Origin of the sequence: Paraglaciecola arctica (assembly GCF_018861065.1) — a bacterium.
Classification (GTDB): domain Bacteria; phylum Pseudomonadota; class Gammaproteobacteria; order Enterobacterales; family Alteromonadaceae; genus Paraglaciecola; species Paraglaciecola arctica_B.
The window spans coordinates 174,188-197,873 of record NZ_JAHKQO010000036.1; the positions used below are offsets into that span (position 1 = coordinate 174,188).

General features: G+C 41.7%; 20 protein-coding genes. 15 read left to right on the forward strand and 5 right to left on the reverse strand.

Annotation, left to right across the window (positions count from 1 at the left end; translation table 11 throughout):
* Positions 1–59: 59 nt before the first annotated feature.
* Positions 60–1,019 (forward strand): LysR family transcriptional regulator, encoded by a 960-nt coding sequence (locus tag KO534_RS14045; RefSeq protein WP_215930295.1) that lies wholly within the window; start codon positions 60–62, stop codon positions 1,017–1,019.
* 83 nt (positions 1,020–1,102) lie between these two features.
* Here KO534_RS14045 and KO534_RS14050 read toward each other — a convergent pair whose 3' ends face one another.
* Positions 1,103–2,722: an L-lactate permease gene (locus KO534_RS14050; RefSeq protein WP_215930296.1), complete on the reverse strand. Its 1,620-nt coding sequence runs from the start codon at positions 2,720–2,722 to the stop codon at positions 1,103–1,105.
* A gap of 273 nt (positions 2,723–2,995) precedes the next feature.
* Between KO534_RS14050 and KO534_RS14055 the strand changes: the two genes are divergently transcribed.
* Together KO534_RS14055 and KO534_RS14060 are read left to right on the forward strand one after the other, a co-directional pair.
* Positions 2,996–3,772 carry an HNH endonuclease family protein gene (locus tag KO534_RS14055; RefSeq protein ID WP_252732156.1) on the forward strand — a complete coding sequence of 259 codons (777 nt, stop codon included), beginning with the start codon at positions 2,996–2,998 and terminating at the stop codon, positions 3,770–3,772.
* A 151-nt stretch (positions 3,773–3,923) separates the two neighbouring features.
* The gene (locus KO534_RS14060) at positions 3,924–4,679 is read left to right on the forward strand and encodes a haloacid dehalogenase type II (protein WP_215930297.1); all 756 of its coding nucleotides are present in this window, start codon (positions 3,924–3,926) and stop codon (positions 4,677–4,679) included.
* A 65-nt stretch (positions 4,680–4,744) separates the two neighbouring features.
* Here KO534_RS14060 and KO534_RS14065 read toward each other — a convergent pair whose 3' ends face one another.
* Positions 4,745–5,632, reverse strand: a complete 888-nt coding sequence (locus tag KO534_RS14065; RefSeq protein ID WP_215930298.1) for an alpha/beta hydrolase family protein — start codon at positions 5,630–5,632, stop codon at positions 4,745–4,747.
* A 203-nt stretch (positions 5,633–5,835) separates the two neighbouring features.
* Here KO534_RS14065 and KO534_RS14070 point away from each other — a divergent pair, with 203 nt between their 5' ends.
* The 7 genes from KO534_RS14070 to KO534_RS14100 all read left to right on the forward strand — a co-directional run bounded on the left by KO534_RS14070 (position 5,836) and on the right by KO534_RS14100 (position 11,943).
* On the forward strand, positions 5,836–6,279 hold the full coding sequence (locus tag KO534_RS14070; protein ID WP_215930299.1) for a MarR family winged helix-turn-helix transcriptional regulator: 444 nt from the start codon (positions 5,836–5,838) through the stop codon (positions 6,277–6,279).
* Positions 6,280–6,304: 25 nt separating this feature from the next.
* On the forward strand, positions 6,305–7,066 hold the full coding sequence (locus tag KO534_RS14075; RefSeq protein ID WP_215930300.1) for an enoyl-CoA hydratase-related protein: 762 nt from the start codon (positions 6,305–6,307) through the stop codon (positions 7,064–7,066).
* Between the two features lie 248 nt (positions 7,067–7,314).
* Positions 7,315–8,154 carry a MipA/OmpV family protein gene (locus tag KO534_RS14080; protein ID WP_215930301.1) on the forward strand — a complete coding sequence of 280 codons (840 nt, stop codon included), beginning with the start codon at positions 7,315–7,317 and terminating at the stop codon, positions 8,152–8,154.
* Positions 8,155–8,164: 10 nt separating this feature from the next.
* Complete coding sequence (locus tag KO534_RS14085) at positions 8,165–8,593, forward strand: DUF3019 domain-containing protein (protein WP_215930302.1); 429 nt, start codon at positions 8,165–8,167, stop codon at positions 8,591–8,593.
* Positions 8,593–9,336 carry a response regulator gene (locus KO534_RS14090; RefSeq protein ID WP_215930303.1) on the forward strand — a complete coding sequence of 248 codons (744 nt, stop codon included), beginning with the start codon at positions 8,593–8,595 and terminating at the stop codon, positions 9,334–9,336. Before KO534_RS14085 ends, KO534_RS14090 begins: the two co-directional genes overlap by 1 nt.
* A 4-nt stretch (positions 9,337–9,340) precedes the next feature.
* Entirely contained in the window at positions 9,341–10,642 is a 1,302-nt protein-coding gene (locus tag KO534_RS14095) for a sensor histidine kinase (protein WP_215930304.1), read from the forward strand.
* A 506-nt stretch (positions 10,643–11,148) separates the two neighbouring features.
* The gene (locus KO534_RS14100; protein WP_215930305.1) at positions 11,149–11,943 is read left to right on the forward strand and encodes a CPBP family intramembrane glutamic endopeptidase; all 795 of its coding nucleotides are present in this window, start codon (positions 11,149–11,151) and stop codon (positions 11,941–11,943) included.
* A gap of 427 nt (positions 11,944–12,370) precedes the next feature.
* Here the strand turns inward: KO534_RS14100 and KO534_RS14105 are convergent, their stop codons facing one another.
* Complete coding sequence (locus KO534_RS14105; protein WP_215930306.1) at positions 12,371–14,476, reverse strand: TonB-dependent receptor plug domain-containing protein; 2,106 nt, start codon at positions 14,474–14,476, stop codon at positions 12,371–12,373.
* A 235-nt stretch (positions 14,477–14,711) separates the two neighbouring features.
* Between KO534_RS14105 and KO534_RS14110 the strand changes: the two genes are divergently transcribed.
* From KO534_RS14110 to KO534_RS14120, 3 genes are all read left to right on the forward strand, one after another.
* Positions 14,712–15,419, forward strand: coding sequence for an AraC family transcriptional regulator (locus KO534_RS14110; RefSeq protein ID WP_215930307.1), 708 nt, complete (start codon positions 14,712–14,714; stop codon positions 15,417–15,419).
* 101 nt (positions 15,420–15,520) lie between these two features.
* On the forward strand, positions 15,521–16,444 hold the full coding sequence (locus KO534_RS14115) for a DMT family transporter (RefSeq protein WP_215930308.1): 924 nt from the start codon (positions 15,521–15,523) through the stop codon (positions 16,442–16,444).
* A 357-nt stretch (positions 16,445–16,801) separates the two neighbouring features.
* Complete coding sequence (locus KO534_RS14120) at positions 16,802–17,905, forward strand: ISAs1 family transposase (protein WP_215930309.1); 1,104 nt, start codon at positions 16,802–16,804, stop codon at positions 17,903–17,905.
* 242 nt (positions 17,906–18,147) lie between these two features.
* Here KO534_RS14120 and KO534_RS14125 read toward each other — a convergent pair whose 3' ends face one another.
* Together KO534_RS14125 and KO534_RS14130 are read right to left on the reverse strand one after the other, a co-directional pair.
* Positions 18,148–19,161: an IS110 family transposase gene (locus KO534_RS14125; protein WP_215930310.1), complete on the reverse strand. Its 1,014-nt coding sequence runs from the start codon at positions 19,159–19,161 to the stop codon at positions 18,148–18,150.
* Positions 19,162–19,252: 91 nt separating this feature from the next.
* Complete coding sequence (locus KO534_RS14130) at positions 19,253–20,941, reverse strand: RluA family pseudouridine synthase (RefSeq protein WP_215930311.1); 1,689 nt, start codon at positions 20,939–20,941, stop codon at positions 19,253–19,255.
* A gap of 268 nt (positions 20,942–21,209) precedes the next feature.
* On the opposite strand from KO534_RS14130, the gene KO534_RS14135 reads away from it, so the two are divergent.
* Together KO534_RS14135 and KO534_RS14140 are read left to right on the forward strand one after the other, a co-directional pair.
* Positions 21,210–22,190: a D-cysteine desulfhydrase family protein gene (locus tag KO534_RS14135; RefSeq protein ID WP_215930312.1), complete on the forward strand. Its 981-nt coding sequence runs from the start codon at positions 21,210–21,212 to the stop codon at positions 22,188–22,190.
* A 137-nt stretch (positions 22,191–22,327) separates the two neighbouring features.
* Positions 22,328–23,644 carry a Na+/H+ antiporter NhaC family protein gene (locus KO534_RS14140; RefSeq protein WP_215930313.1) on the forward strand — a complete coding sequence of 439 codons (1,317 nt, stop codon included), beginning with the start codon at positions 22,328–22,330 and terminating at the stop codon, positions 23,642–23,644.
* Positions 23,645–23,686: the final 42 nt, after the last annotated feature.

The following is a 23,686-nucleotide window of genomic DNA, read 5'->3' on the forward strand; positions in this document are numbered from 1 at the left end:
ACGTGGATAATAGATATAACTGAAATTCATTATTGTCACACAAGATACACGAGGCCTGAATGAAAATTGCTGATTTACAAGTATTGCTAAAGGTTGCTGAATTTTTATCTATTACCGCAGCTGCCAATAAATTAGATATGAGCTCATCCGCTGCCAGTGTCTCTTTAAAACGCATTGAACAAGAGCTTGGCGCTCAATTATTTGTGCGTACCACCAGACAATTGCGACTCACTCCAGAAGGGGAGCGCTACCTGCCGCTATGCCAACAGGCGTTGGATTTATTGCAACAAGGCCAAGTATTAATAAACGAAGAACAACAATCCATAAGTGGCGAAGTGCGTATTGCGGTATCTTCAGAAATGGGCAGGAATTTAATGCGTGTTTTGCTCAATAAGGTAATGAGTAACTACAGCGAAGTGACGTTACGCCTGCATGCTAGTGATAGCCGAGCCGATTTTTATCGAGACGGAGTAGATGTGGCATTACGTGCCATCACCAAAGAGGCGGCAAAAGACCTGAATTTATACGGCTTTAAAATTTGTAATATCCCCCATGTGTTATGTGCCGCACCCGCATACATTACTAAATATGGCGAGCCACAGACGCCAGACGAGCTCCCACATCACAACGCACTGCTTTATAAACTTTATGAAGTAGTACATGACGGTTGGGAGCTACATAATCAGAATCAAAAATTCAAAATAAAAATGAACAGTGACAGAGCGGTTAATGATGGAGATATAGTCAGGCGTTGGTGCGTCGACGGCGTTGGCATTGCCAAAAAGTCTGCCATTGATGTCGCCCAAGACTTATTGTCTGGAAGGCTAAAACGTTTAATGCCAGAATACAGAATTCCCTTGACTGAAATGTGGTTAGTGCTGCCAAGCCGCCAGTTAATTTCCCCCGCGATTAGGTTGATACGTGATGAACTTAAACACACCATTAACGAGTTGAGAGAGCAATTAATCACCCACAAGCTGTTGGAAGAAGACGAATGGCCGGCCACAGAAATTGAATAACGTTTAAAGGTCTCCACTAAGCAACTATCAAAAATAATAGCGGCAAAGCTTGATTGATTGCCTACTAGTAAAAATATTCGTATTTAAAAAACCCCAAGCCATACAGTCGCGACCACACCCACTAACAAACAATATGCCATCATTGGCAGTAAAGTTAGTCTTATTACTGCACCTTCCTTACCGTTTAGTCCCACAACAGAACAAGCGGCAACAACATTGACGACACAAATCATATTGCCGGCATTAGAGCCCAACATTTGTAGCGCTAATATAATGTGCTCTGCGATACCTAATTTTTGTGCAGTAGCCTGTTGTAAATCTGCAAACATCATATTAGAAAAAGTCGCAGAGCCAGATATAAATGCACCTAGGGCACCCACGAAAGAAGCAGCCATAGGCCATGCTTGCCCAAATATTTCAGCCATAGTCGCAGCAAGCTCTTTGGGCATGCTGCCAAGTGTGGCCCCCTCCACATTTGAATTTATGAATATCCTAACTAATGGTACAGCTGTCGCTAAGGTCAGAGCAGTTGGTATGATAGTTTTTGCTGAAATTGTAAGTGAGGACAAAACTTGTTTAGAAGACATGTTATGCAAAAAGAAGGTGATAATACTGACAATCACAAAAATAACCCCAGGCAAATACAATGGGCTAAAAGAAGCCGAAATGTTGGTCCCCAAAATATGTAAAAATTCAATCTTTGGCGCTTCAAGAAATGACTTAAAAGGTAGTGAGTTGAGTCTGGTTAGCACTAAAAACATTGCCACCAGCACATAAGGCATCCATGCCAAATAAAGGGATATGGGTGCGATATTGTTGGTTATTTTACTCTGGGGTATTGTTACTGAAGCTTGCTGTTGATCTTGGGGAAATCGCCACACATTTTTTGGCACTAAAAAATTCAATTTTACCGCAGTTATTACCACAATCAGGCCGACCAGAGCACCAATAATAGAAGGAAACTCTGGGCCAAGTATGTTGGCCACCAGCCAGGCGGGAAATAGAAAAGCAAATCCCGAAAACAATGCAAATGGCCACAATGCAAGGCCTTCTTTAAAGCTGTTATTTTGGCCCCAAAACCGAGTCAAAATACCCACTAATATTACAGGGATCAAAACCCCTACCAACATATCAATACTAATGGCAGAAGTTGAAATTTGCTGTAATTGCCCAGCGCTCACGTTATCTAAACCACTGCCGACACCCACTAACACTGGTGTTCCCACTGCCCCAAATGAGACTGACGACGAATCTGCAATTAAAGCTAACGCCACAGCGGCTAGTGGGTTAAACCCCAAAGCAACTAATAAAGGAGCACAAATAGCAGCAGGGGTACCAAAACCCGACGCGCCCTCTAAAAAGCTACCAAATAACCAAGCAATAATAATCAGTTGGATGCGTCGATCAGGAGTAATATCGATGAAACCCTCACGTATCACCGCTATCGCGCCACTTTGCCTCAATGTGTTGAGTAAAAAAATGGCACCAAACACTATGATTAAGATAGACGCGGTAATAATCCAGCCTTCAAACACAGAGGCTGATATTTGCACCAAAGGCACCTGCCAAAAAAAGGACGTCATCAGCGCACTAATCACTAAACTTATCGCCATTGCTTTCATAGCAGGCCAATGCAGAATAACTAAAAATAATAGTACAGAAACGACTGGCATTAGAGCCGTAAGTGTTTGTAACAAAGTCATCTGAAATCCAAACTCAAAAAGTACTCGTTTAGTAGTCCACTTGGGCACTTACTTCGGTTGCGTAGCCTTAGTTTTGGTTACTGTTACTTACCTACCCTAAACTTGCAAGCGACTTTAGGGTGTCACACTAAAAAGTAGTTAGGTATGAGTCTGCGGCGGTTTTATGCGAGATATAGCAAACACCATAATCAAGAATTTTAATTCCATAATTACCTTTTATTTCTTTGTATCCGTGGCAAACTATAGCAGCGTATTGTTTTATCTAAGTTGTAAATGAAAGCCGTAACATTTTTTAGAATTGTACCCTACTCGTTGTTTGTTGCTTTTGCTATTTGTACTAGCGCAATGGCGACGAGCCCTTCTTTCGAGCCTAAGGTTAAACTTTCTTCTTCTGGCATATGCCATGACCAAACTAGCGCTTCGTTTAACCGAACCAAAAAATATCAAGCCTTCGATACAATAACCGACTGCCTTAATCAAGGTGGCCGATTACCTAAGGCAAAAACTAATCAAATAGATAAAGCGACCGATGAGGCAATAGAACAAGGTCGAGCCTTTGTTACCCTATACGACAGAAGTGATTGGCCTCACTGGTTGGATAGTGATAAAGATTGCCAAAATACCCGTCATGAAATGTTGCTGCAAACCTCAACTAAAACCGTTTCGTTTAAGTCGAACAAAGAATGTAACGTGCTAACAGGCGAATGGTACGACCCTTATTCCAGCGAAAAATTTACCCAATCCACAGATTTGGACCTTGACCATATTGTGCCTTTAAAATTTGCTCATGGGCACGGCGCCAGCAACTGGAGTCGCGAACAAAAAGCACTATTTGCTAATGATAGTGAAAATTTGATACTGGCACAGGCTTCGTTAAATCGCCAAAAAGGTGCAAAGGGACTTAGCGAATGGTTGCCACCCAATCATCAATATAGATGTGAATACATCGCGCAATTTAACAAGGTAATGACTAAATATAACTTAAGTTATGCCCCTTCCGAGCAACGTATTGTTAAACGACTAGTCAAAGCTTGTAACCGAACGGTATAATAAAAACAGCAAGCAATTGCAATAATTCTTGCGGATCGCGGTCTGTTACTAAGCCGCAGTAAATTACGGTGCGCCGCTTTAGTTCATGGCGATTAGCAATCTAATATACAACCCCACAAAGTGACTTACACTTACTAACATTGAGATAACCATGCAATTTACCCAACCCCATCGCGCTAAAATTTTAATCGGTCTTTTGGTTTTATTAAGTGGTCTTAGCTTTACGACGCAAGCCACCCCAAAACCTAAAGTGATCATATTCGACGTCAATGAAACCTTACTGGATTTAGAGACCATGCGTAGTTCCATCGGAGCAGCGCTAGATGGAAAATCAGAACTGACCACTTTGTGGTTTTCAACCATGTTGCACCATTCATTAGTCACAACTGTTACGGGTGATTACCATGATTTTGGTAAAATTGGTGTCGCTGCGCTTTTAATGGTGGCACAAAATAACGGCATAGCGATCACTCCTGAAGAAGCCCTTACAGCAATTAAAACGCCTTTACTGTCATTGCCACCACATCCAGACGTTAAATCCGGATTATCTAAGTTACAATCCTTAGGGTATAAAATCGTCAGTTTAACTAACTCATCAAATCAAGGTGTAAAAACCCAGTTCGCTAATGCCGGTTTAACTGAATACTTTGAGGAAAGATTGAGCATTGAGGATATTAAGATATACAAACCTGACTTACGTTCTTACGCATGGGCGATAGAAAAGCTTGGTATCGAACCGCAGGAAGCGTTAATGGTAGCTGCGCACGGTTGGGATGTCGCCGGAGCAAAAGCTGCGGGCTTACAAACCGCCTTTATCGCACGACCAGGGAAAGCCTTATATCCCCTTGCGCCTACGCCAGATTATATAGTTAAAGATCTCACTGAATTAGTTGAAATTTTAAAGTAACAACTCTGTAGCCCACCCTCCCTTAGTGGCTAGGGTGGGCTATAGTTAACCTGAACTCAGGTTAATTAGTCACTCAGTACCGGACTAATAACTTGCTCCCACAAGCTTTGACAATGTGCTTTATGCCAGCCGATATGCCCAATACGTTTTAGGCCTACGCCTTTAGGCTCTACAACATGACGAGTAACATCAGCGCCAATAAATTGTTCATGTAACATATCGATATTTTTTAGGGACATCATATCGTCATCACTAAAAGCGATAGCGGTAATAGGGAAGTTCACGCTAGCAAATCTGTCTTTCAACCACTGCCCTTCCCCTTCGACCGCATAGCCGTCTTTCAAACACCAACGACGCCATTGCATCATCACACCTTTAGGCAAATTACACATAACCTTTAACTTATCGCCAGGGAAATACCCCAACAAAGGTACAGTCGCTGGAACCAACACATACCACAAAAACCAAGAAACACGTTTGGTGCTAGGAGAGTTGTACCACCAGGTACCAGTGCCCACAGCCACGTTAATGGCTCGAGATATTTGTTTTGTATCAGGCATCATGCCTAACATATGCCCCCCAACGCTGTGCCCTATCCAAATACATTCTAGGCCACTAAATTGCTGTTCAACGGCCTCAAGCACTGCCGGACAGTCGTTACTCGCCCAACTGAGCACATCGCTCTTACAGTGTTTCACATGTCCATCAATAGACAACCCAATGCCATCATAATCAAAGGTCACTGCATGATAACCCTGGGTAGTTAGCCAAATCGCAAAGTCGCGATATAAACGCTGCGCCACGCCTGTGGCTGCAGCAATGATGCATACCCCTTTTACCGCCTCTATTTCGGTTCGGAAAACGGTAATCGCGACACTGTGCCCTGCCTTAGTCGGCAATTTTTGAAGTTGCCCCACACTTTGTGAATTAACCGTTTTTTTACCTGTGTTCATCGCACACCTCTTACTTTACGTTTTCTAAGACAAGTACTTTTATGCCTACCCATTATAAAAACATTGTTTATTTCGCATGTAAATAAATTTTATTTCGAATGAGAAATAAATTCACAGCCGCCTTGGAAAAACTCATTGTTTGAGCCTTGCGAAACCGATATTTATTTCGTATATTAAATAAATATTTTCTAATGAATACCGTGATGAAAAAACAGTTAAAAGTATTCCATCTATTGCAGTTAGCACACAGCGCTTTATTTAAGGCAGCAGATCGTAAACTTAAACGTGACATGCACATTAGTACCACTCAACTAGCGGTACTTTTTTCCCTTGCTAAATGTGACAACGCTCCTATCACAGCCATTGCTGATCAGCTCAACATGAGCTACTCAAGCATGTCTGGTGTGGTCGATAGAATGGCAGCAATTCATTTACTCAAACGTCAAAAAGACACTAAAGACGCTAGGGTACAAAACATTATTTTATTACCCAAAGGTAAGGCAATTGCGCAGCAGTCGAATCAAGAGGTTAGACACATTAATCGCGCCTTATTGGATGAGTTTAGTCTCTCTGAACAAGAAACCATTGTGCGATTTTTAGTGCACATTGCCAAGAATGCCGAAGACATTGTCAATACCGATAAATAGTCTTCATCAAAAACAGGAAAACATGATGCCAACCAATCTCATTGTAGAAATCAAACACCGCGTAATGCGCCTCACCATTAATCGACCTGAACTTAAAAACGCATTAGATCGCAGCTTATATGGCGCTTTGGCGGATGCTCTAGAAGCGAGCGAATCTGATCCACAAATCCGTGCGGTGCTACTGACCGCAACTGGAGACATATTTACCGCAGGCAACGACTTAGCTGACTTTGTTAACCCAATTGAAGAAACAGGCACGCCTAATGTTATTCGCTTTTTGAAGGCGATCTCTGAGTGTGAAACACCGATTATTGTGGCAGTAAATGGCCCCGCAATTGGTATAGGCCTCACCATGTTGTTACATTGCGACATGGTTTACGCCTCCAAGAGCGCCAGCTTTCGTGCGCCTTTCACTCACGTTGGAGTCGTCCCTGAAGCAGCCTCTAGTCTTTTGTTGCCTATAGCGGTTGGCAATGCTTGGGCCAATGACATAATGATAGCAGGACGCACTTTAAACGCCGAAGAAGCCCTAAACTCGGGTTTAATATCTCGAGTATTTGAAGATGAAAACCTGTTAGTAGAAAGTCTTAAAGTTGCCGAGCAAGTGGCGGGGTTAGCGCCTAATTCGGTCAAACAATCTAAGCATTTGATCCGTGGAATCAATAAAGAACAAATAAAATCCCAAATGAAACAGGAAGGGGAAGTTTTTGCTGCACAATTGGCTTCGGCTGAATTTAAGGAATCAGTGGCTGCCTTTTACGAAAAACGTGCTCCGAAATTTGACTAGAGCAAATAATAGAGTAAATCATTTAGTCGCAATTATGCCCATTAAGGTTAATTGCGCCTATTTGACAGTGAATACGCCACACTGAATGAGCCACAGCATATGAGGCAAATCCGGGCAATCACATTTGAAATACCCTAAGAATGACACCGAGCGCCTAAACAAAAGATACAATTAGATACAAATATTTATTCCGTTTTAAGGTCAAATACTAGTTACTATTACCTGTACGCTGAAATGGAAGTAATATTTTGTATAAACTCTTAGGCTATTGGTTTGCCTTGGCAACCCTAACAGTATTTTTAGGATTAAACCCAACTGCCGCCACTGCACAAACATCCGATGAAGAAGACAATAGCCACGACGGGTTTATGGAAGCAAGCTTTGCATTTGCTGCCTTCGATAGCCGTTTTGTAGATGCCCCACACCACTTTGGCGGCGTTTTAAATCTCAGATTCAATTATCAATGGAAGGGTTTCTTTATTGAAGATAAAGGACTGAGAGGCTTAGGCCTGCCGGGAATGGGGTATAATTTTTATTCCGACCCCACTTGGTCATTTGATATGTATATCAGCGAGGTACATACATCTATTGGGGTCGACGATTCGGATACAATCAATGATGAACAAAACGGTCTCGTTGGAATTAATCCACGGAAAATTGATAACCGACTTGGATTGCGAGCGACTCACTATATTGACGAGACCAGTGCACTTCGAGTGTTAATTGCCCCCTTTTCTGATCTTGAACACCATGATACACACGTAGCCTTGTGGTACGGTAAAACGTGGCAATACTTCAATGCTAACTTTTATACTACCTTCAGCGCCCAATACGATAGTAGTAAAACACTGAACTATTATTACGGCGTTTCCAACTCTGAAGCCAGTGATAAGTTTCCGGTCTACCAAGCGGGCAGCGGTATTACCCTTGGCGCGGAGTTTGGCATCAGTTATCCCTTAGCAACTGATTGGGTACTTGAAAGTTCGATAAAGTTCACCCGTTTACCAAGCAGCGTGTACAACAGCCCGCTTGTTGATCCAAAGATTGAATCAATTGCGCACATTTCTATCGTTTATGTATTGTTCTAAGGGCAATCTCATGACATGGATTAGCAGTACTTTGTATGCGATATGCAAGGGTATCAGCTTGGTTTGTTTATTGAGTATGAATCGGCATGTGTGGGCTGATTCCACGATATCAACAACCGAAAAAAATCAATTGCTAATCGAACCCAACACTTGTGTTTCTTTACATATGAACCAAGCTTGTTTTGTGAATCTAAAAATGCGTTGGCGTACCACAAAACCCAACAACTATTGTCTCTATGCATCAACTCAGGAATCACCACTTAAATGTTGGGTCGCTAGCAATCAAGGGATTTATACTCAACAATTCACCACAGACAAAACTGCGTACTTTTATTTGAAGTTGCAACAAAACGACCTGGTGATTGCAGAGTCTGAATTGAAGGTTTCCTGGGTATATAAAAAACAACAAAAGTCCCGTTTAACTTGGCGCTTATTCTAATGAACGAAAAAATTGCACAAATATTGTTAGTTGAAGATGACGTTTCATTGTCCGATTGGATCCGTGACTACTTAAGTAACAAGGGATTCAACGTCACCCAGTGCATGCGGGGTGACGAAGCTGTGCTAGCTATTCCTCAGTTGCAACCTGATGTCGTCATTTTGGATGGAATGTTACCCGGTTTAGATGGTTTTGAAGTATGTAAACAGGTTCGCCAGGAATACTCTGGCGTTATTATCATGCTTACAGCCCGCGACGAAGAGATAGACGAAGTGCTTGGTTTAGAGCTGGGTGCAGACGACTACATCACTAAACCAGTGCGCGCTAGAGCCCTACTCACACGTATAAACAAAGCTATTACCATGCGCTCCAATATCGCTACTCAATTGCGAGATACCCCTTCACAGCCCAATCATGACTCATCCCAAGAGCCGTCAAAATTAACATTCAAAAGTTTGCAGGTAGATAAACTGTCTCGCAGTGTGAGCTTAAATAATCAACCTATTAAGGTGTCGTCAAAAGAGTTTGATGTGCTGTGGATATTGGCCTTGAGTGCCGGTACGGTGATTTCAAGAGACAGCCTAATTAGCCAATTACGTGGCATTGAATATGACGGATTTGATCGTTCTATTGATTTGCGTATTTCCAAATTGCGTAAAAAACTAGGCGATGAATCTCGCGATCCTTTAAAAATAAAAACAATCTGGGGTAAGGGCTACTTGTTTGCGCCTGATGCTTGGTAGTTCAATGCGCTTATTAACGCTGTCTTTAATAGCAGCCGTTTTGGCGGCCACTATCGGGTTAGGCCGAATCTTGGACAATTTGTTTTATTTTGTTGTGCCTAACTCTTCGAGTGTAAATAACGATACTGTGCTTGTACTGGAACAAGTTGGCAAAGACCTAGCGGCAACACTAAACGCCATAGAACGTCCACAAGAGGTGGTGGCAGGTTGGCCGCAACAAGGGCGATATCAATTAAGTATAATGCCGTTAAATCAAATCCAACTGCCACACTCGCTAGTGCAACAAGTCAAATCCGGCGAGCCTCTGTTATTAACAAGCAACAATGAAATCAGCCTATATTTCTATTTAGACAAACAACAATCTTTGTTATTACTGAAACCCACTTTTGCAATTCACCCAGCTGAACCAAGCAACTTAAAATTATTGCTTACTCTGTCGTTTTATGGGGCTTTGGTATTGTTGATTTGGATTTGGACTTACCCACTGGTTTCACGCTTAATCAATTTACGTCATTACGCTCAGTTATTTGGGAAGGGCCAGTTAGATCAGCGCATTAAAGTCGGTAGTGTGTCCTACGTCAAAGACTTAGAGCAAGAGTTTAACCATATGGCGCAGCGCATCCAAAACTTAGTCAGCGACGTGAAATTACTCAGTAGTGCCGTGTCCCATGACCTACGAACTCCATTGGCGCGAATGCGCTTCGGAATTGACACCATTGCTGAAGAAACCGATCTAGACCAACGACAACTCTATTTAGAGCGTTTAGGCAATGACGTAGATGAAATGACCTGTTTGGTAGAAATGCTCTTGGATTATGCCCGATTGGAACAAGCCATGGTTAAAATTGATAAACAACAAGTTAACCTAAGTCTACTTGTTCACCAATGTATAGACACTAAAAGCCACGCTATGAATTCAACACAGCAAAAAATTATTCTGCAACCTAGTAGCGAAACATTTTGGGTAGTGGGCGACCCCAAATATTTACAGATTGTAGTCAACAATTTACTACAGAACGCATTGCAATATGGTGAAAATCAAGTCTTAGTAAAGATACATCAAAGTGAGCAGCATGTTTGCTTAAGCATAGCCGACGACGGTTGTGGGTTTTCTGAAGATGAAAAGGACTTAATAAAGCCATTTGTACGAGGAAAACATGCCGTAGAAAAAAGCCAAGGTTACGGTATGGGATTAGCAATAGTCCAGCGTATCATTGAGTGGCACAACGGTGAGTTGCTGATGACTCAAAGTGAAACACTCAAAGGGGCTGAGGTAATAGTAAAGTTGCCCATTCAAACTGACTGAAGCCTATTCACTCCTTGGAACTTGTTCTAAGCCTAAATTGCTTGGTGTTAACAGCCTAAATTGCAGTAGCCTAAATTGCAGTAGCACACATCTGGTCTGACATTTTGAGTCGATAGGTTTTGCTCTATCTCGACAGGCGGCAATGAGATCAACGGTTATTCGATCTACCTATGCCGACCGTCTGCTTTGCCCAAGAAAGCGGACGTAGCGATTTATTGTGATTTCATCCGGTTCGAGCGTGAAGGAGTCACTCGACTTTCCACGTTCGGACGGCTCCTATGGGGCAGATTCCGGACGGAACTATTCCGTTCATTTACTTCTAGTTTTGCCTGATTGAAGACCTTTCACATATTAAATTAACGATTACAATTAGGATATTTGACACAAAAAGTACGATTCGTTTTTTGAACAATTCGCCAGTTTGATTTTAGGTATCTCATTTTGATTGCTTTGGAGTAATATTGTCAAAACTAGCATGTTTTCTGAATATTGAAAGGACACTCGACATGTCGAGATACGCATTAGTCTCTGTTTTCAAAGCACTCGCTTTTTGGGCGATATTTCAATGCTTGCTTATATCAGGAGTGTTTTCGTTTTTAGAATTTGTGCCTCGATGGGCTACTGGCATGCTTGTTGGGCTTCTTACCAGTGCGTTGATGATGGCAGCAACATGGGTATTTTTAAAATACGATGAATTAACGCTACAAGATTTAGGACTAGTACCTAAAAAACACTCTGCGAATAGATTTATTGTATCTTTATTGACTGGTATGGTGTTATTCGGACTAATATATTCCGCTTTTTATGCTTTAACCCCCATTAATGTTTATGCCAATGAAAATGTAAATATATTCAACACATTAGTATTGATATTGCTGCTATTTATCGTTTTAAGCCTAATGGAAGAAATTCTATTTAGAGGCTATTTTATGAAAAAGATCGAAAGTGTGATCGGTATAAGAGCATCAATCTACATAACATCGATTACATTCGGGCTATATCACGGAATATCGGTAGATAGTATTACCGGTCCGGCAATATGGGGGTTATGGTACGGATTACTGACATATTGGTCAAAAGGGCTTGCCATCCCCATCGGGTTTCATGCAGGAGTAAATGTTACGCAAGGTCTATTTGGTGAAAAGGACAAATGGATTGATGGGATATGGTCGTTTGAGTTAAGCGAGTCGATAACATTATTTACCGTTGGCCAGATAGCAACAGCTATTCAATTTGCCTTGCTTGTGTTTGGATTGACACTCATAGAGTATTATTTACGTATCGTCAGGCCAAGACATTAAAATCTGGAGTTTTTTGTACATGAGTTTGGGATAAAATTGAAATGTATAGATTCATTTTGCACTTTAAAATCTTACATTCCTTATGTCAGCAATGTCGCAGCTGCTGAAGTAAATGGAAGGGTCTCAATGTCGGCTTTTGGATGGCAACCGCCATTCGAAAATGACCATATTAACGTCGTTTTGTGGCACAAACTTCGCCATCATGCTTAACGATCGACTGTCCGCTATTAGGCTCACAGCTGACTGTCAGATAACTCCTGTTCACCGACTGCAAATGGCACAAAACCGTCTGTAATGATTAGTCAATCTCTGTAAATCGCAAATGTAACACTGAATTCACCTAAAGTGAGCCTAAGTTAAATAGCAAGCTCATAACTGAGCTTGCCGATATTCATACTGTTAAAGCTATTCTGCTGAAACAGTATTTTTAAAACGTCACACTTAACCCAATCGACGGTCGTAATTCAAAATTGTCGCTCTCTTCAACTATTATTAAATCGTCCGTCGAATTAATTTTGGCGTAATCTAGGTCGATATAACTGGTATTTTCTTGACCATAAATATTCATCACCTCGAATACCCAAGTTGCGTCTAGCCCCCACAGACTGCTCTTGTATTCTGCTCTGACGTCTAGGCGATGAGCAAGATCAAACCGTTCTGAATAGGCCTGTCCATAAATGGGTAGAAAATACCCTTCGGCTCTGGGGTTTTCTCGTACACCAATAATCGGGGTGTAAGGTTGGCCACTACGTGCGGTAAAGTTAAAACCTAGATTCCACTTTTCGCTAAGTTGGTAATTTAGCACCATATTAATCACTAAGGGCGTGTCAGCATAATATTCAAAGCTCTGTTGCTCACGTAGGTTAGTGCGCTCACTTTTTGAATAACTGAGTGATAGCCAACCATACCATTTGTCCACCAGGTTTTTATTGATCAATAAATCCACCCCATAGGCCTCTCCTTCTACATCATTAGAGTACAAAAGATCAGCATCGTTCTCTGCCTCGTCTAGGGCTAAAGGCAAGTCTTGCATCTTTTTATAGTAGGTTTCTACTGACCAACTCCACTCATTTGCTAGGTGCTGCTCAAACCCTAAGGTAGTGTGAGTTGCCGTTTGCGACTTAAGGTCGGGATTACCTAAGGTCGGCAAAATATAATCGATATCTTGTAGACGATTATACTTACCGTATTTTGCGGTTATCGTACTGTTATCATTGATAAAATAACTCAAGCTAAATCGCGGTAAAAAGAAGCTTTCTTCGCTGTAGTTATTATGTTGCCACTGCACACCTAACTCTGTTTGCCAGTTTTCGCTGAAGGTCCATACGTCAGTAATACCTACAAATTGGTTACTGGTATCAACTTCGTTTATATCGTTAACACGCTCGCCGAGATCGCTGTCACAATCCGGGTCAATGTCAGTACAAAGCTGTTGAAAAATATCATAAGCGTAGGTTTCAGTAACATCATAATAGGCCGCATCAACAATCAAATGGTGGGATTGAGCGAATTGGTAGTTGAGGCGACTTTTATAGGATATTTGTTCTTTTTCACTGTCGATGAATAAACCTATTGGATTGGCGTCACTCTTACCTAGTTCGAGACGTTCGCTATCATTTAAAAACCCGATACCACTTTTTATGTGTAAGTTTTTTGAATAGTGGTCCCAGATAATACTTTGACTATTAAATTTTTGGGTAAACTCGGCATCCCCTTGATAATCCGGGATTTTTAAAGCTATATCTGCACGTTCATTAAGGTTAATGGCTGCGCTGTCTTGGGCACCGGTAACTGAAACAGATAGCATATTATTATTATTAATATCCCACACCCATTTGCCTTGATAATCATTGTCGTCTGGTGCGGCGTTAATGGTGTAACCACTGGGTTCCCCGTCATCATCCTCTAGCTCTTCGCCTGTTTCAAAAAATAACGGCAACATACTTTTACGTACAGAAAAATAAAACGCGCTGTTTTCGCTCGCTTGCCCTTCCACAAAAATGCCAGAATTGAACAAACTGAAATCTATGGTTGTTTGAATGTCCTGATGTTTAGGGTTGCGCAAACTCACGTCAAATACCGCACCTGTAGCCGCACTATAGCTGGTGCCATAACCTGCCGAATACAATTGAAAATCTTGCACTAAATGGCGATTAAATATTGATTGCCCAAAGTCATGAAAAATGTAACCGGCGGGCATAAAGTCAATCTCAAATAGGTTATCTTCGGGAGATGATCCTCGTACAGCGGGAGAGCCTACTGCACCGCCGGCCGCCACTACACCTGGCAAAGCGAACACCGCTTGTAATGGGTCACCGTTGGTGCCCGGCATAGCAACTAATTTCGCTGCGTTTTCAGTTATTTCAGACATCACATTGCTACGCTTATGGAGCACTTCAATGCGATCTGTTTTCACGGAGTCTGTTTTAACTTTATCTGGTTGAGTATCCGCATTTTCCTGACAATAGGAATAATGTGGAAATAAGCTGCATAACAACAATGCAAGTGGAGTAAGTACAAGTTGGGTTTTCATTCTAGTCCCTTAATGTGAGTATATTATGAGTAAATTGAATTGGGAGAAGAATAGAGAAGAATCCGAAAGCGAACTGTTAGAAATATAAGAAACTTTGTATCGAGTTGTAGCCTTTTGTTTACTGCATAAAAAATCATCGTAATTTCGGTAATTCGACATAGATACAGCTTCAGCAAGTTTATTTAGATGCAATGGTGTACTCTAAGTTATCGGTTCTATATTTCTCATGTTATTCATGCAAAATCACCTCTCTATTCGTTCTTACAGCCGCCAGCGCAATGGACATTTTCATAGTTACCATCAATTGGTATTGCCACTACGTGGCGCCATAAATATAGAGTTAGCGAGTTATTCGGGAAAAGTTGCTCCCGGAGAGTGTGTGATTATTAAACAAGGTGAGATGCATCATTTCACCGCAAATAAAGAGGCCAAATTTGTAGTGGCCGACATGGCGGATTTACCCGAAAACATCTTAAGTTCGCAGCACTTAGTTTTTGCCATTACCCCGCCACTCATGAGTTATTTGAACTTTGTGGAAAAACAGCTCGAAAACCAAGTCAATCCAAAGCTTGAACAATCGATGTTAACTACCTTCGTTATTTTATTAGAAGAGCAAAGTCTCTTTAAACAGCGTGATCATCGTATCCGACAAGTCGTTGAATATATTCTCGAGAACCTATCCGCGTCTCTTTCAATTGAATCCTTAGCAAAGGTCGCCTGTTTGAGCCCAACCCAATTCAAAAAAGTATTTACCCAACAGTTAGGTTTAAGTGTCTCTAAATACATCATTCAAGAGCGTATGGAAAAAGCCAGAGCCCTATTGATGCATACCGATTACCCTATCCAGATTATTGCCGAACAAGTGGGGTATACGGATTTATCTGCCTTTAGTCGCCGCTTTTCACAGTACTATGGAATCTCTCCCAGAGAGTTTTCACAATAAAAACGCCCAAATAGCCAACATAAACGTCTGAACTGCAAAGTATGCTTCAAACTCTTCCTTTACACTAGGCTTCAGTTTTCAACCTAAGTTCGGAGCTTTTTGTGCCTGACCACAAACAAGTATTAAGAGGGAGCGTCGCAATTATTTTGGCCTGTTTATTGTGGGGAACAACTGGTACAGCGGCGAGTTTCACACCTAATGTGAGTCCATTGGCTAGTGGAGCATTTGCTATGGGAATAGGTGGAGTTTTATTAGTAATAAGCGCATTTAGGTGCCTTAAAATAGACAAAGCGAAACTGCTATCGAACTACAAATTGTTAGTCGTAGGCGGAATGTCAGTCGCAGTTTACCCTTTGGCATTTTACAGTTCAATGCGGTTATCAGGTGTTGCAATAGGCACGGTCATATCACTTGCCAGCGCACCATTTTTCACTGTGTTATTAGAATGTCTAATTAGCAAAAAAAATATAGCGGCTAAATGGTTTATCAGTTTTTCGGTAGGTGTGGCAGGCATAGTACTTTTGTCAATGGGAAAAGTAGAGGATAGCACCCAGCATTCTTCCTTACTGCAGCATTATTTGGGCATATTACTGGGTTTGGTGGCGGGCTTAAGTTACGCATTATATTCTTGGGCAGCAAAGTGTTTGATAAGTCAGGAAATACATTCCAAATCAGCTATGTCTGCTTTGTTTGGACTGGCGGCTTGTATATTACTTCCCTCTCTTTTATTCACCGCTGACAATTTGTTTGCCACCACTTCCAATACTGCGGTTGCTTTGTATATGGCGATTATCCCAATGTTTTTAGGATATATTTTATTTGGTTACGGGCTTAACTATATTGAGGCAAGCCAAGCCACTTTGTTAACCATGCTAGAACCCGCACTCGCAACTGTATTAGCTGTGGTGATTGTAGGAGAAAAGTTCACAGCTATTGGCTGGATTGGCATCACTTTAATATTACTGTGCTTATTGATTCAAATGACATATAAAGCAGCAGTGCCCGTTACACCAGCGGTTACCTAACTAACCTTAACTCGGGATAAGCCATACCGTCCAGCACCGCTATTATTGCGCCTATCTTCGTTGAACTTGCTCGCAATAGCTGGCTATTGCTTCACAATCTCGCCTTGATAAACACAATAATATCAGCACTGGATGCATTAAATTGGCGGCTAAATAAGTAATAAGATTATAACCTATTGTTTTTATTATATTTACTTCAGAGGAAGCGGCACGTCTTAACCCGAGCTCATATATGGTCTCCTCCCTTACTGCAAGGCTTTTCATATTGATAACAGGGACAGGACAGGGCAAGATCATACTTTAACTTGCACACCCAAGTCAGAGTATGATCAAATCTAGCTTTTTAAGGCTAGGCTCATGTCATTTATCACCCATTTCGATAATCTCGAAGATACGCGCTCTCATATCAATAAGAAACACGAACTACTGGACATCATCTTTTTAACGGTTGTCGCTATCTTATCAGGTGCCGAAGGGTGGAAAGATATCAAGCAGTTCGGTGATAGCAAGCTTGAATGGTTGCGTAAATTCAGAGACTTTGAAGCAGGTATCCCAGTGGACGACACAATCGCTCGTATTATCAGTCGGTTAGAGCCAAACGCCTTATTGAGTTGCTTTATGAGCTGGGTCAACGAAATACGGGAAAGTAACGGTCAATCTGTTATTGCATTTGATGGTAAAACGCTTCGACATTCATTTGATGGTGATAGAAAAACAGCATTACACAGCGTATCAGCCTATGCCGTAGAGCAAGGCTTAGTGCTGGCACAATGTAAATCATTGAGTAAGAAGAATGAAGTCTCTACTGTTTTGGAGTTGATCGAATTACTGGAGCTTAAAGGCCACGTTATGACTGCTGACGCCATGCATTGTTTAAAGAAAGTGACGCTAGCCGTAGATAAGAAAGGCGGCGACTATGCATTACAAGTGAAAGATAATCAGGGAAAGTTAGCGAATGAAATCAAAGCCTATTTTCATAAAGTCCGCCGTGACGCACCTGAAGAACTCAAGAAGCACACATTATCATTAACCAATGATGGACATGGTCGCGTAGAGCATAGGCAATATGTACAACTTCCCGTCACCGAATGGTTAGAACAACGCAAAGGCTGGAGCAACTTAAAATCAGTGATTGAAGTAACAAGGACGAGATACATCAATGAGAAAGCCAGCTCAGAAACCGCCTATTACATCAGTTCATTGGAAGTTGACCTGCCACGTATAGCGAAAGTAATACGTAGTCACTGGGCAATTGAAAACGCCTCTCATTGGGTGCTAGATGTGACGTTCAAGGAAGATGAGTCTCGTATAAGACGGGGGGATGCACCTGAAAACATGGCCACCTTCAGACGATTTGCTATGAACCTAGCGCGTTTAAGCCCACTAAAAGACAGTATAAAAGGAAAACTTAAACAGGCTGCATGGTCTGATGATGCCAGAGAAAAGCTGATATTTGGTTAGAAATTATCCAAGTATGATTTTGCCCTGGGGACAGGATTGCTGTCATATATACGGTCTTTAATTAGTCTTAAGACTATGACCTAGATGTAAAACGCGCATATTGTCCTAATCAGGTTATCGGTATTTTATTACCGCTGAACTCTACAGGTTTTCAATATGCCGGTTTGACCTGTTATGTCATCTTTATGCAAAACCAACGCAATTCGTGGTGAGTGTTACTTTTTACCTTTCTTTCTAAGTGCTTAAATAATGGAATACTCGGTGTCATTCACGGTAATAGCCCATGCCATTCTCGCCATTTTGTTGGCGTATGCCACACAGGCTCTATTGTGACCTCGCGTTTTCACTAAGTGATTTATCCAGCTACTCAACTTATCCTCCTTATTTTTAGCGCGAGACACGACGGATTTAGCGCCCTGAACTAGTAAACATCGTAAATAAGCATTTCCGCGCTTGCTAATGCCTAACAACACATTTTTACCACCGCTACTATGCTGTTTGGGTACTAATCCTAGTGATGCTGATACATCTCTGCCTTTGCGGTAGGCACTACCATTGCCGACTTCATTGAAGTAGGCGCTGGCTATCATAGGGCCTACTCCAGGAATACTTTGTAAACGCTGACAAATCGGATTCTCTTTGGTTGTCACATTTATCATTTCGTTAAACACTTCAATACCGACATCTAGCATATTCAATTGCTCTTTTAACTGAAAAAGCAATTGCTTGAACAACACGCTCAGTTCGGTGCATTCATCACTCATCCAAACCATGATATTTTGTCTCACTGCGCTAACACTTCGACTTATACAAATACCGTACTCAGCGGCCAAACCTCTTATTTGGTTGCACACTGCGGTACGCTGTCTAATCGCTAACTCTCTGGCCTTATGTAGCGCTTGATTATCTTGCTGCTCAATCGTATTAGCATTCACCACTCTAATGTGATGTTGGCGAGCGGCAACCGCGATAGCCAATGCATCGTTGTAATCATTCTTATTGCCTACTAAAAATGCTTTAACACGCTGTGGCGGAATGAGCTTAACCGTATGACCGCAACGTTCAATTTCGCGCGCCCAGTAATGTGCGGTGGCGCAAGCTTCTATTGCAACAATACAACTAGGCATGTTGCTGAAAAATGACAGTACAGCCGCTCTTTTAAGTGTTTTTTTCTTAACTAACTTTCCTTGCTCATTACAGCACGCTGCGTGAAATACTTGCTTTGCTATATCAAGGCCGATTATTGTAATATTCATATTGGTCTTCTCCCATTCTGATTGTTTTGTCAAACTCAATCATGGCACATTGATGCCGATAAGGTGGGAGGAGACCATCACATCAGGTTAACTAAAATTCAGCATTTGCGGTAAAACTCATGGCGACTTTGCTAACAGGATGAGTCATGTTCAACGTTTGCGCATGTAAATGTAAGCGCTTGCCGCGTACCCCGTATAAATCGTCACCTAGTATGGGCATATTTAAACCCTCTTTGTGGGCACAATGCACTCTTAACTGGTGGGTGCGACCAGTATGCGGGGTTAACAGCACTCTGGTTTGGTTTTTCTTAGGGTAGCGCTCCAGCACTTGCCACGAAGTATGGGCTGGCTTTCCGGCTTGAAAACACACGATTTGTTTGGGTCGATCGTAAAAGTCACCTGTTAACGGCAACCTAATTTCGCCGCAATCCTGCTGTGGAATACCTTCTATAATTGCGACGTATTTTTTGTGTACTTCTCTTTGAATAAACTGTTTCTGTAGATATTTATTGGCTTGCGGATGAAGTGCCAGAACCATTAAACCAGAGGTAGACATATCAAGCCTGTGAACGATTAACGCTCCGGTTGCTTGAGGAAACTGCTCTTTAATACGCTGGTAGACTGAATCAGAGATTTCTTTGCCGGGTACAGATAAAAATTCAGTGGGTTTGTTAACGATTAATATGTCGGTATCTTGGTACACCAGCTCTAAATCTTTATCTTCACCGTAATTAACTATTAGTGGGTTTTCATCTAAGGTCATGCCCGCCAACATGTGTTTTAGAATAGGCTGGCACTTTCCTGAGCAAGCTGGGTAATACTGCTGATGTTTTTTCACTTCAGATTTTGGAGACGCTCCCCACCAAAATTCGGCCATTGCGAGAGGGGTTAATTGATGTGAAAAAGCATAGTGCAAGAGTTTAGGGGCTGCACACTCCCCCGCTCCAGCAGGTGGAGTTTTCATGGCTGTTTCTGCAAAAATATCCAGTAAACTTTTCGACTGTTGCGCTTGATTTAAAAATTGATAATGACTAAATATTTTATTCTGTAACTCAGCTGAAAGCTTTTTTCGTTGCCACTTTAACTCATTTATTTGCGTCGTGAATTGTTCTATTTTACGTTGCAGTTTCTGGGCTAGTTGTTGGGAATGTTCGTTTAGTTCTTTCAAGCGCCACTTATCAAACACACTTTGCTGTGCTAATGCCTGTAGACCTGAATCTGCGGTTTTGTTATCTGACTCACTTTGCAGCAACTGTCTTTGCTTTTTACGTTTTTTTCGGTTTTCGATTAACTCAACTTTCAGTTCGTCGATCTTTTGTTGCTGCTGTGTGTCTAATAGTTGTAAATCTCGCTGCAAACTTGCCAGTTGCGGTGTGTTGGCTAGTGTGTCTATTTGTTCATTGAGCTCGTTAATAGTTATTTTTTCATTCAGAAAGAAACTATTACTCGCCAATAAATCGAAAACCGGTGGCACAAATCCTTGGATATGATTTTGCCCAGCTAATTTACCTGAAAAAGCCGCAATAAAGCCCAACTCACCTTGCTGATTTTTAACCAACAACACTCCGAACATTTTGCCAATTATGTTTTTAGGATCATCAGACAAACCAAAGTTGTGTTGCCATTGCTTTTGAGTCTTTAGATGCTGTTGTAATTGGTTTGCTGCCAAGACACATAAGGGGTGTGGCTGATAATAAAATGGGAACGTAAAACGTTTGGGTAAATCGTATTGTTCGGTAGGTACGGTGAATTTCGTAAAACACCGCTCTTCAATATACATAACACTTGGCTCTTAACTACGAGGAGATAAACTGATATTTCTTTTCACTAACACTGTGTTTTTATTGAGGCTTCAAGCTCATTGGATAACCTCATGAGTGGTATTGCCTAGATTTTCGCCGCGCATTATGCGTGCTCTAAAGTGCAATGTATATTAAATTAATTAGATAAAGTTTCAGTTGTGGTTTAGCTTTGCGTTAACTTTGATTGACCTAAACCTCATATCCTAAAAATTGTTACCACAATAGTCGGTTATCAAGAGACAAACTATGAATATCAAACACTTCGAAAAAACATCCTTAGGCTTTTTCCCCACACCTTTAGTCGAATTATCAAATCTAAGCCACTTTCTTGATGGCCCCCAAATATTCATGAAAAGAGATGACCTGACAGGTTTGGCATTAGGGGGCAATAAAACCAGAAAACTTGAATATATTTTGGCTGACGCATTACAACAAGGTTGCAACACAATCATTACCGCCGGAGCGGCGCAGTCCAACCATTGCCGTCAAACTGCGGCCGCCGCTGCTAAATTAAATTTAGAGTGTCATTTATTGCTTGGCGGAGAAGCACCAACAGAGACTCAAGGTAATTTACTGTTAGATCAACTCTTTGGTAGCCGCATTCACTGGACTGGCTCTAACCGCAAAGGGCAAGATATCCCTCGTATATTCTCGCAACTGCAAGCAGAAGGTAAAAAGCCTTATATCGTGCCTTATGGTGGATCTAATGAATTAGGCGCCTTGTCTTTTATCGATGCGGTAGCTGAGTTGCAACAACAAAATACGGGTATAGAGTTTTCACATGTGATATTTGCTTCAAGCTCGGGAGGTACTCACGCAGGGTTAATTTTAGGCAAGGAAATTTACAAACAAACCTTTGATTTAATAGGTATTAACATCGATAAAGAAGCCAATTCAGATTTACCATTTGAGCAGCAGATTACCCAATTGGTCAATAGCACCGCCGAAAAAATAGGTCTTAATTATCAGTTTCAACCACAGCAACTTATGCTAAATGCTGATTATGTGGGTGGCGGGTATGGTGTAATAGGGCAACAAGAAAAAGAAGCGATTTCACTCACGGCAAAACATGAAGGCATATTGTTAGATCCCGTTTATACCGCCAGAGCCATGAGTGGACTCATTCATTTGGTTCGTAGCGGCAAACTGACTAAAAACGACAAAGTACTTTTTTGGCATACGGGTGGCGCGCCGTCGTTATTTGCCTACGCGCAAGAGCTAAATTAGTCAAATTCTGCTAAATCAAGTCAAACCTCCATTTAGGTATATGATAGCTCCGCAAAGTCCGACTAATCTATTGCGACTCTAGTGTGTTGTTATAAAATTAACACTTTGTTTTCTAATAGATTTAAAGGTCAATATTGATGGAAAAACCGGCTACTGAGAGCTTTTGGGGACTAACCCCTATATTACTATTTATGCTCTTAGTAATAGGCACTGGGCTGATGACACAAAGTTTTTCTACTATGCCCATCTTAGTTGCATTTATGATATCGGCTGGATTTGCTTTATTACTCAATAATAAAGCCACAAAGTTATCCATATCAGAAAAGATCGATATTTTTTGTAAAGGTGGTGGCGACAAAACGATTATTCTATTAGCGGTGATTTTTCTATTGGCCGGTGCGTTTTATGCCGTGACTATCGATATTGGCGCCCGAGATGCCACTGTTAATTGGGCCTTAAATTATGTGCCTACAGCCTATCTTTTGCCTGGCTTGTTTGTGATTGCGTGTTTCATTGCTTTTGCCATGGGCACTTCAATGGGCACCATCACCGCCATTACCCCCATTGGCATTGGATTAGCTGAAAGTCTTAGTGTGCCTGTCCCTTTGACTGTGGGTATAGTCATTGGTGGTGCAATGTTTGGTGACAACTTGTCCTTTATTTCCGATACCACCATTGCTGCAACTCGAACTCAAGGTGTGCAATTACGGGATAAATTTAAAGCTAATTTAATCATTGTGCTACCTGCAGCGTTCATAACCGCACTATTACTTTTAGGGGTAGATATTGATGGTAGTGCTGTTATAACACCTGAAGAATACGACCCTTGGTTAATGTTGCCATATTTGTTGATTATTGGTTGCGCACTGTTTGGAGTGAACGTGATTGGCGTGTTAGCCGTGGGTATAGGCAGCGCCTGCGTAATCGGCTTGTCAAAAGACCTATTTACCCTTGCGTCTATGTTACAAAGCGTACAAAAAGGAATGGGATGGATGCAAGATATGGTAGCCATTGCCCTTTTAATAGGCGGCATAGTGGCACTTATGCATGCCTATGGCGGTATTCAGTGGTTGGTCAATCACATTACTAAAGGGATCACCAATAAAAAAGGTGCAGAATATGGCACTGCGGCATTAGCGAGTGCGTTGGACATAGCCACAGCCAACAATACGATTGCAATACTTGCCACAGGACCCATTGCCAAAGACTTAAGTGACACCTACCAGATTGATCCCAGGCGTACAGCAAGTTTACTTGATATATTTTCATGTGGTTTTCAGGGCTTAGTGCCCTACGGTGGACAACTTTTGGCCGCCGCTAGTCTGGCAGGAGTCTCCCCCATAGCGTTAACACCTTATTGTTGGTATCCCATGTTAATTTTAGTGTTTGCACTACTGGCGATCGCAACCGGGTTACCCAAATTCAAAGATAAAGCTACCGATGACTTTGGCTAAATTGCGCAAAGCTTTTGTGACGGATATGAATGTTAGGCTCGC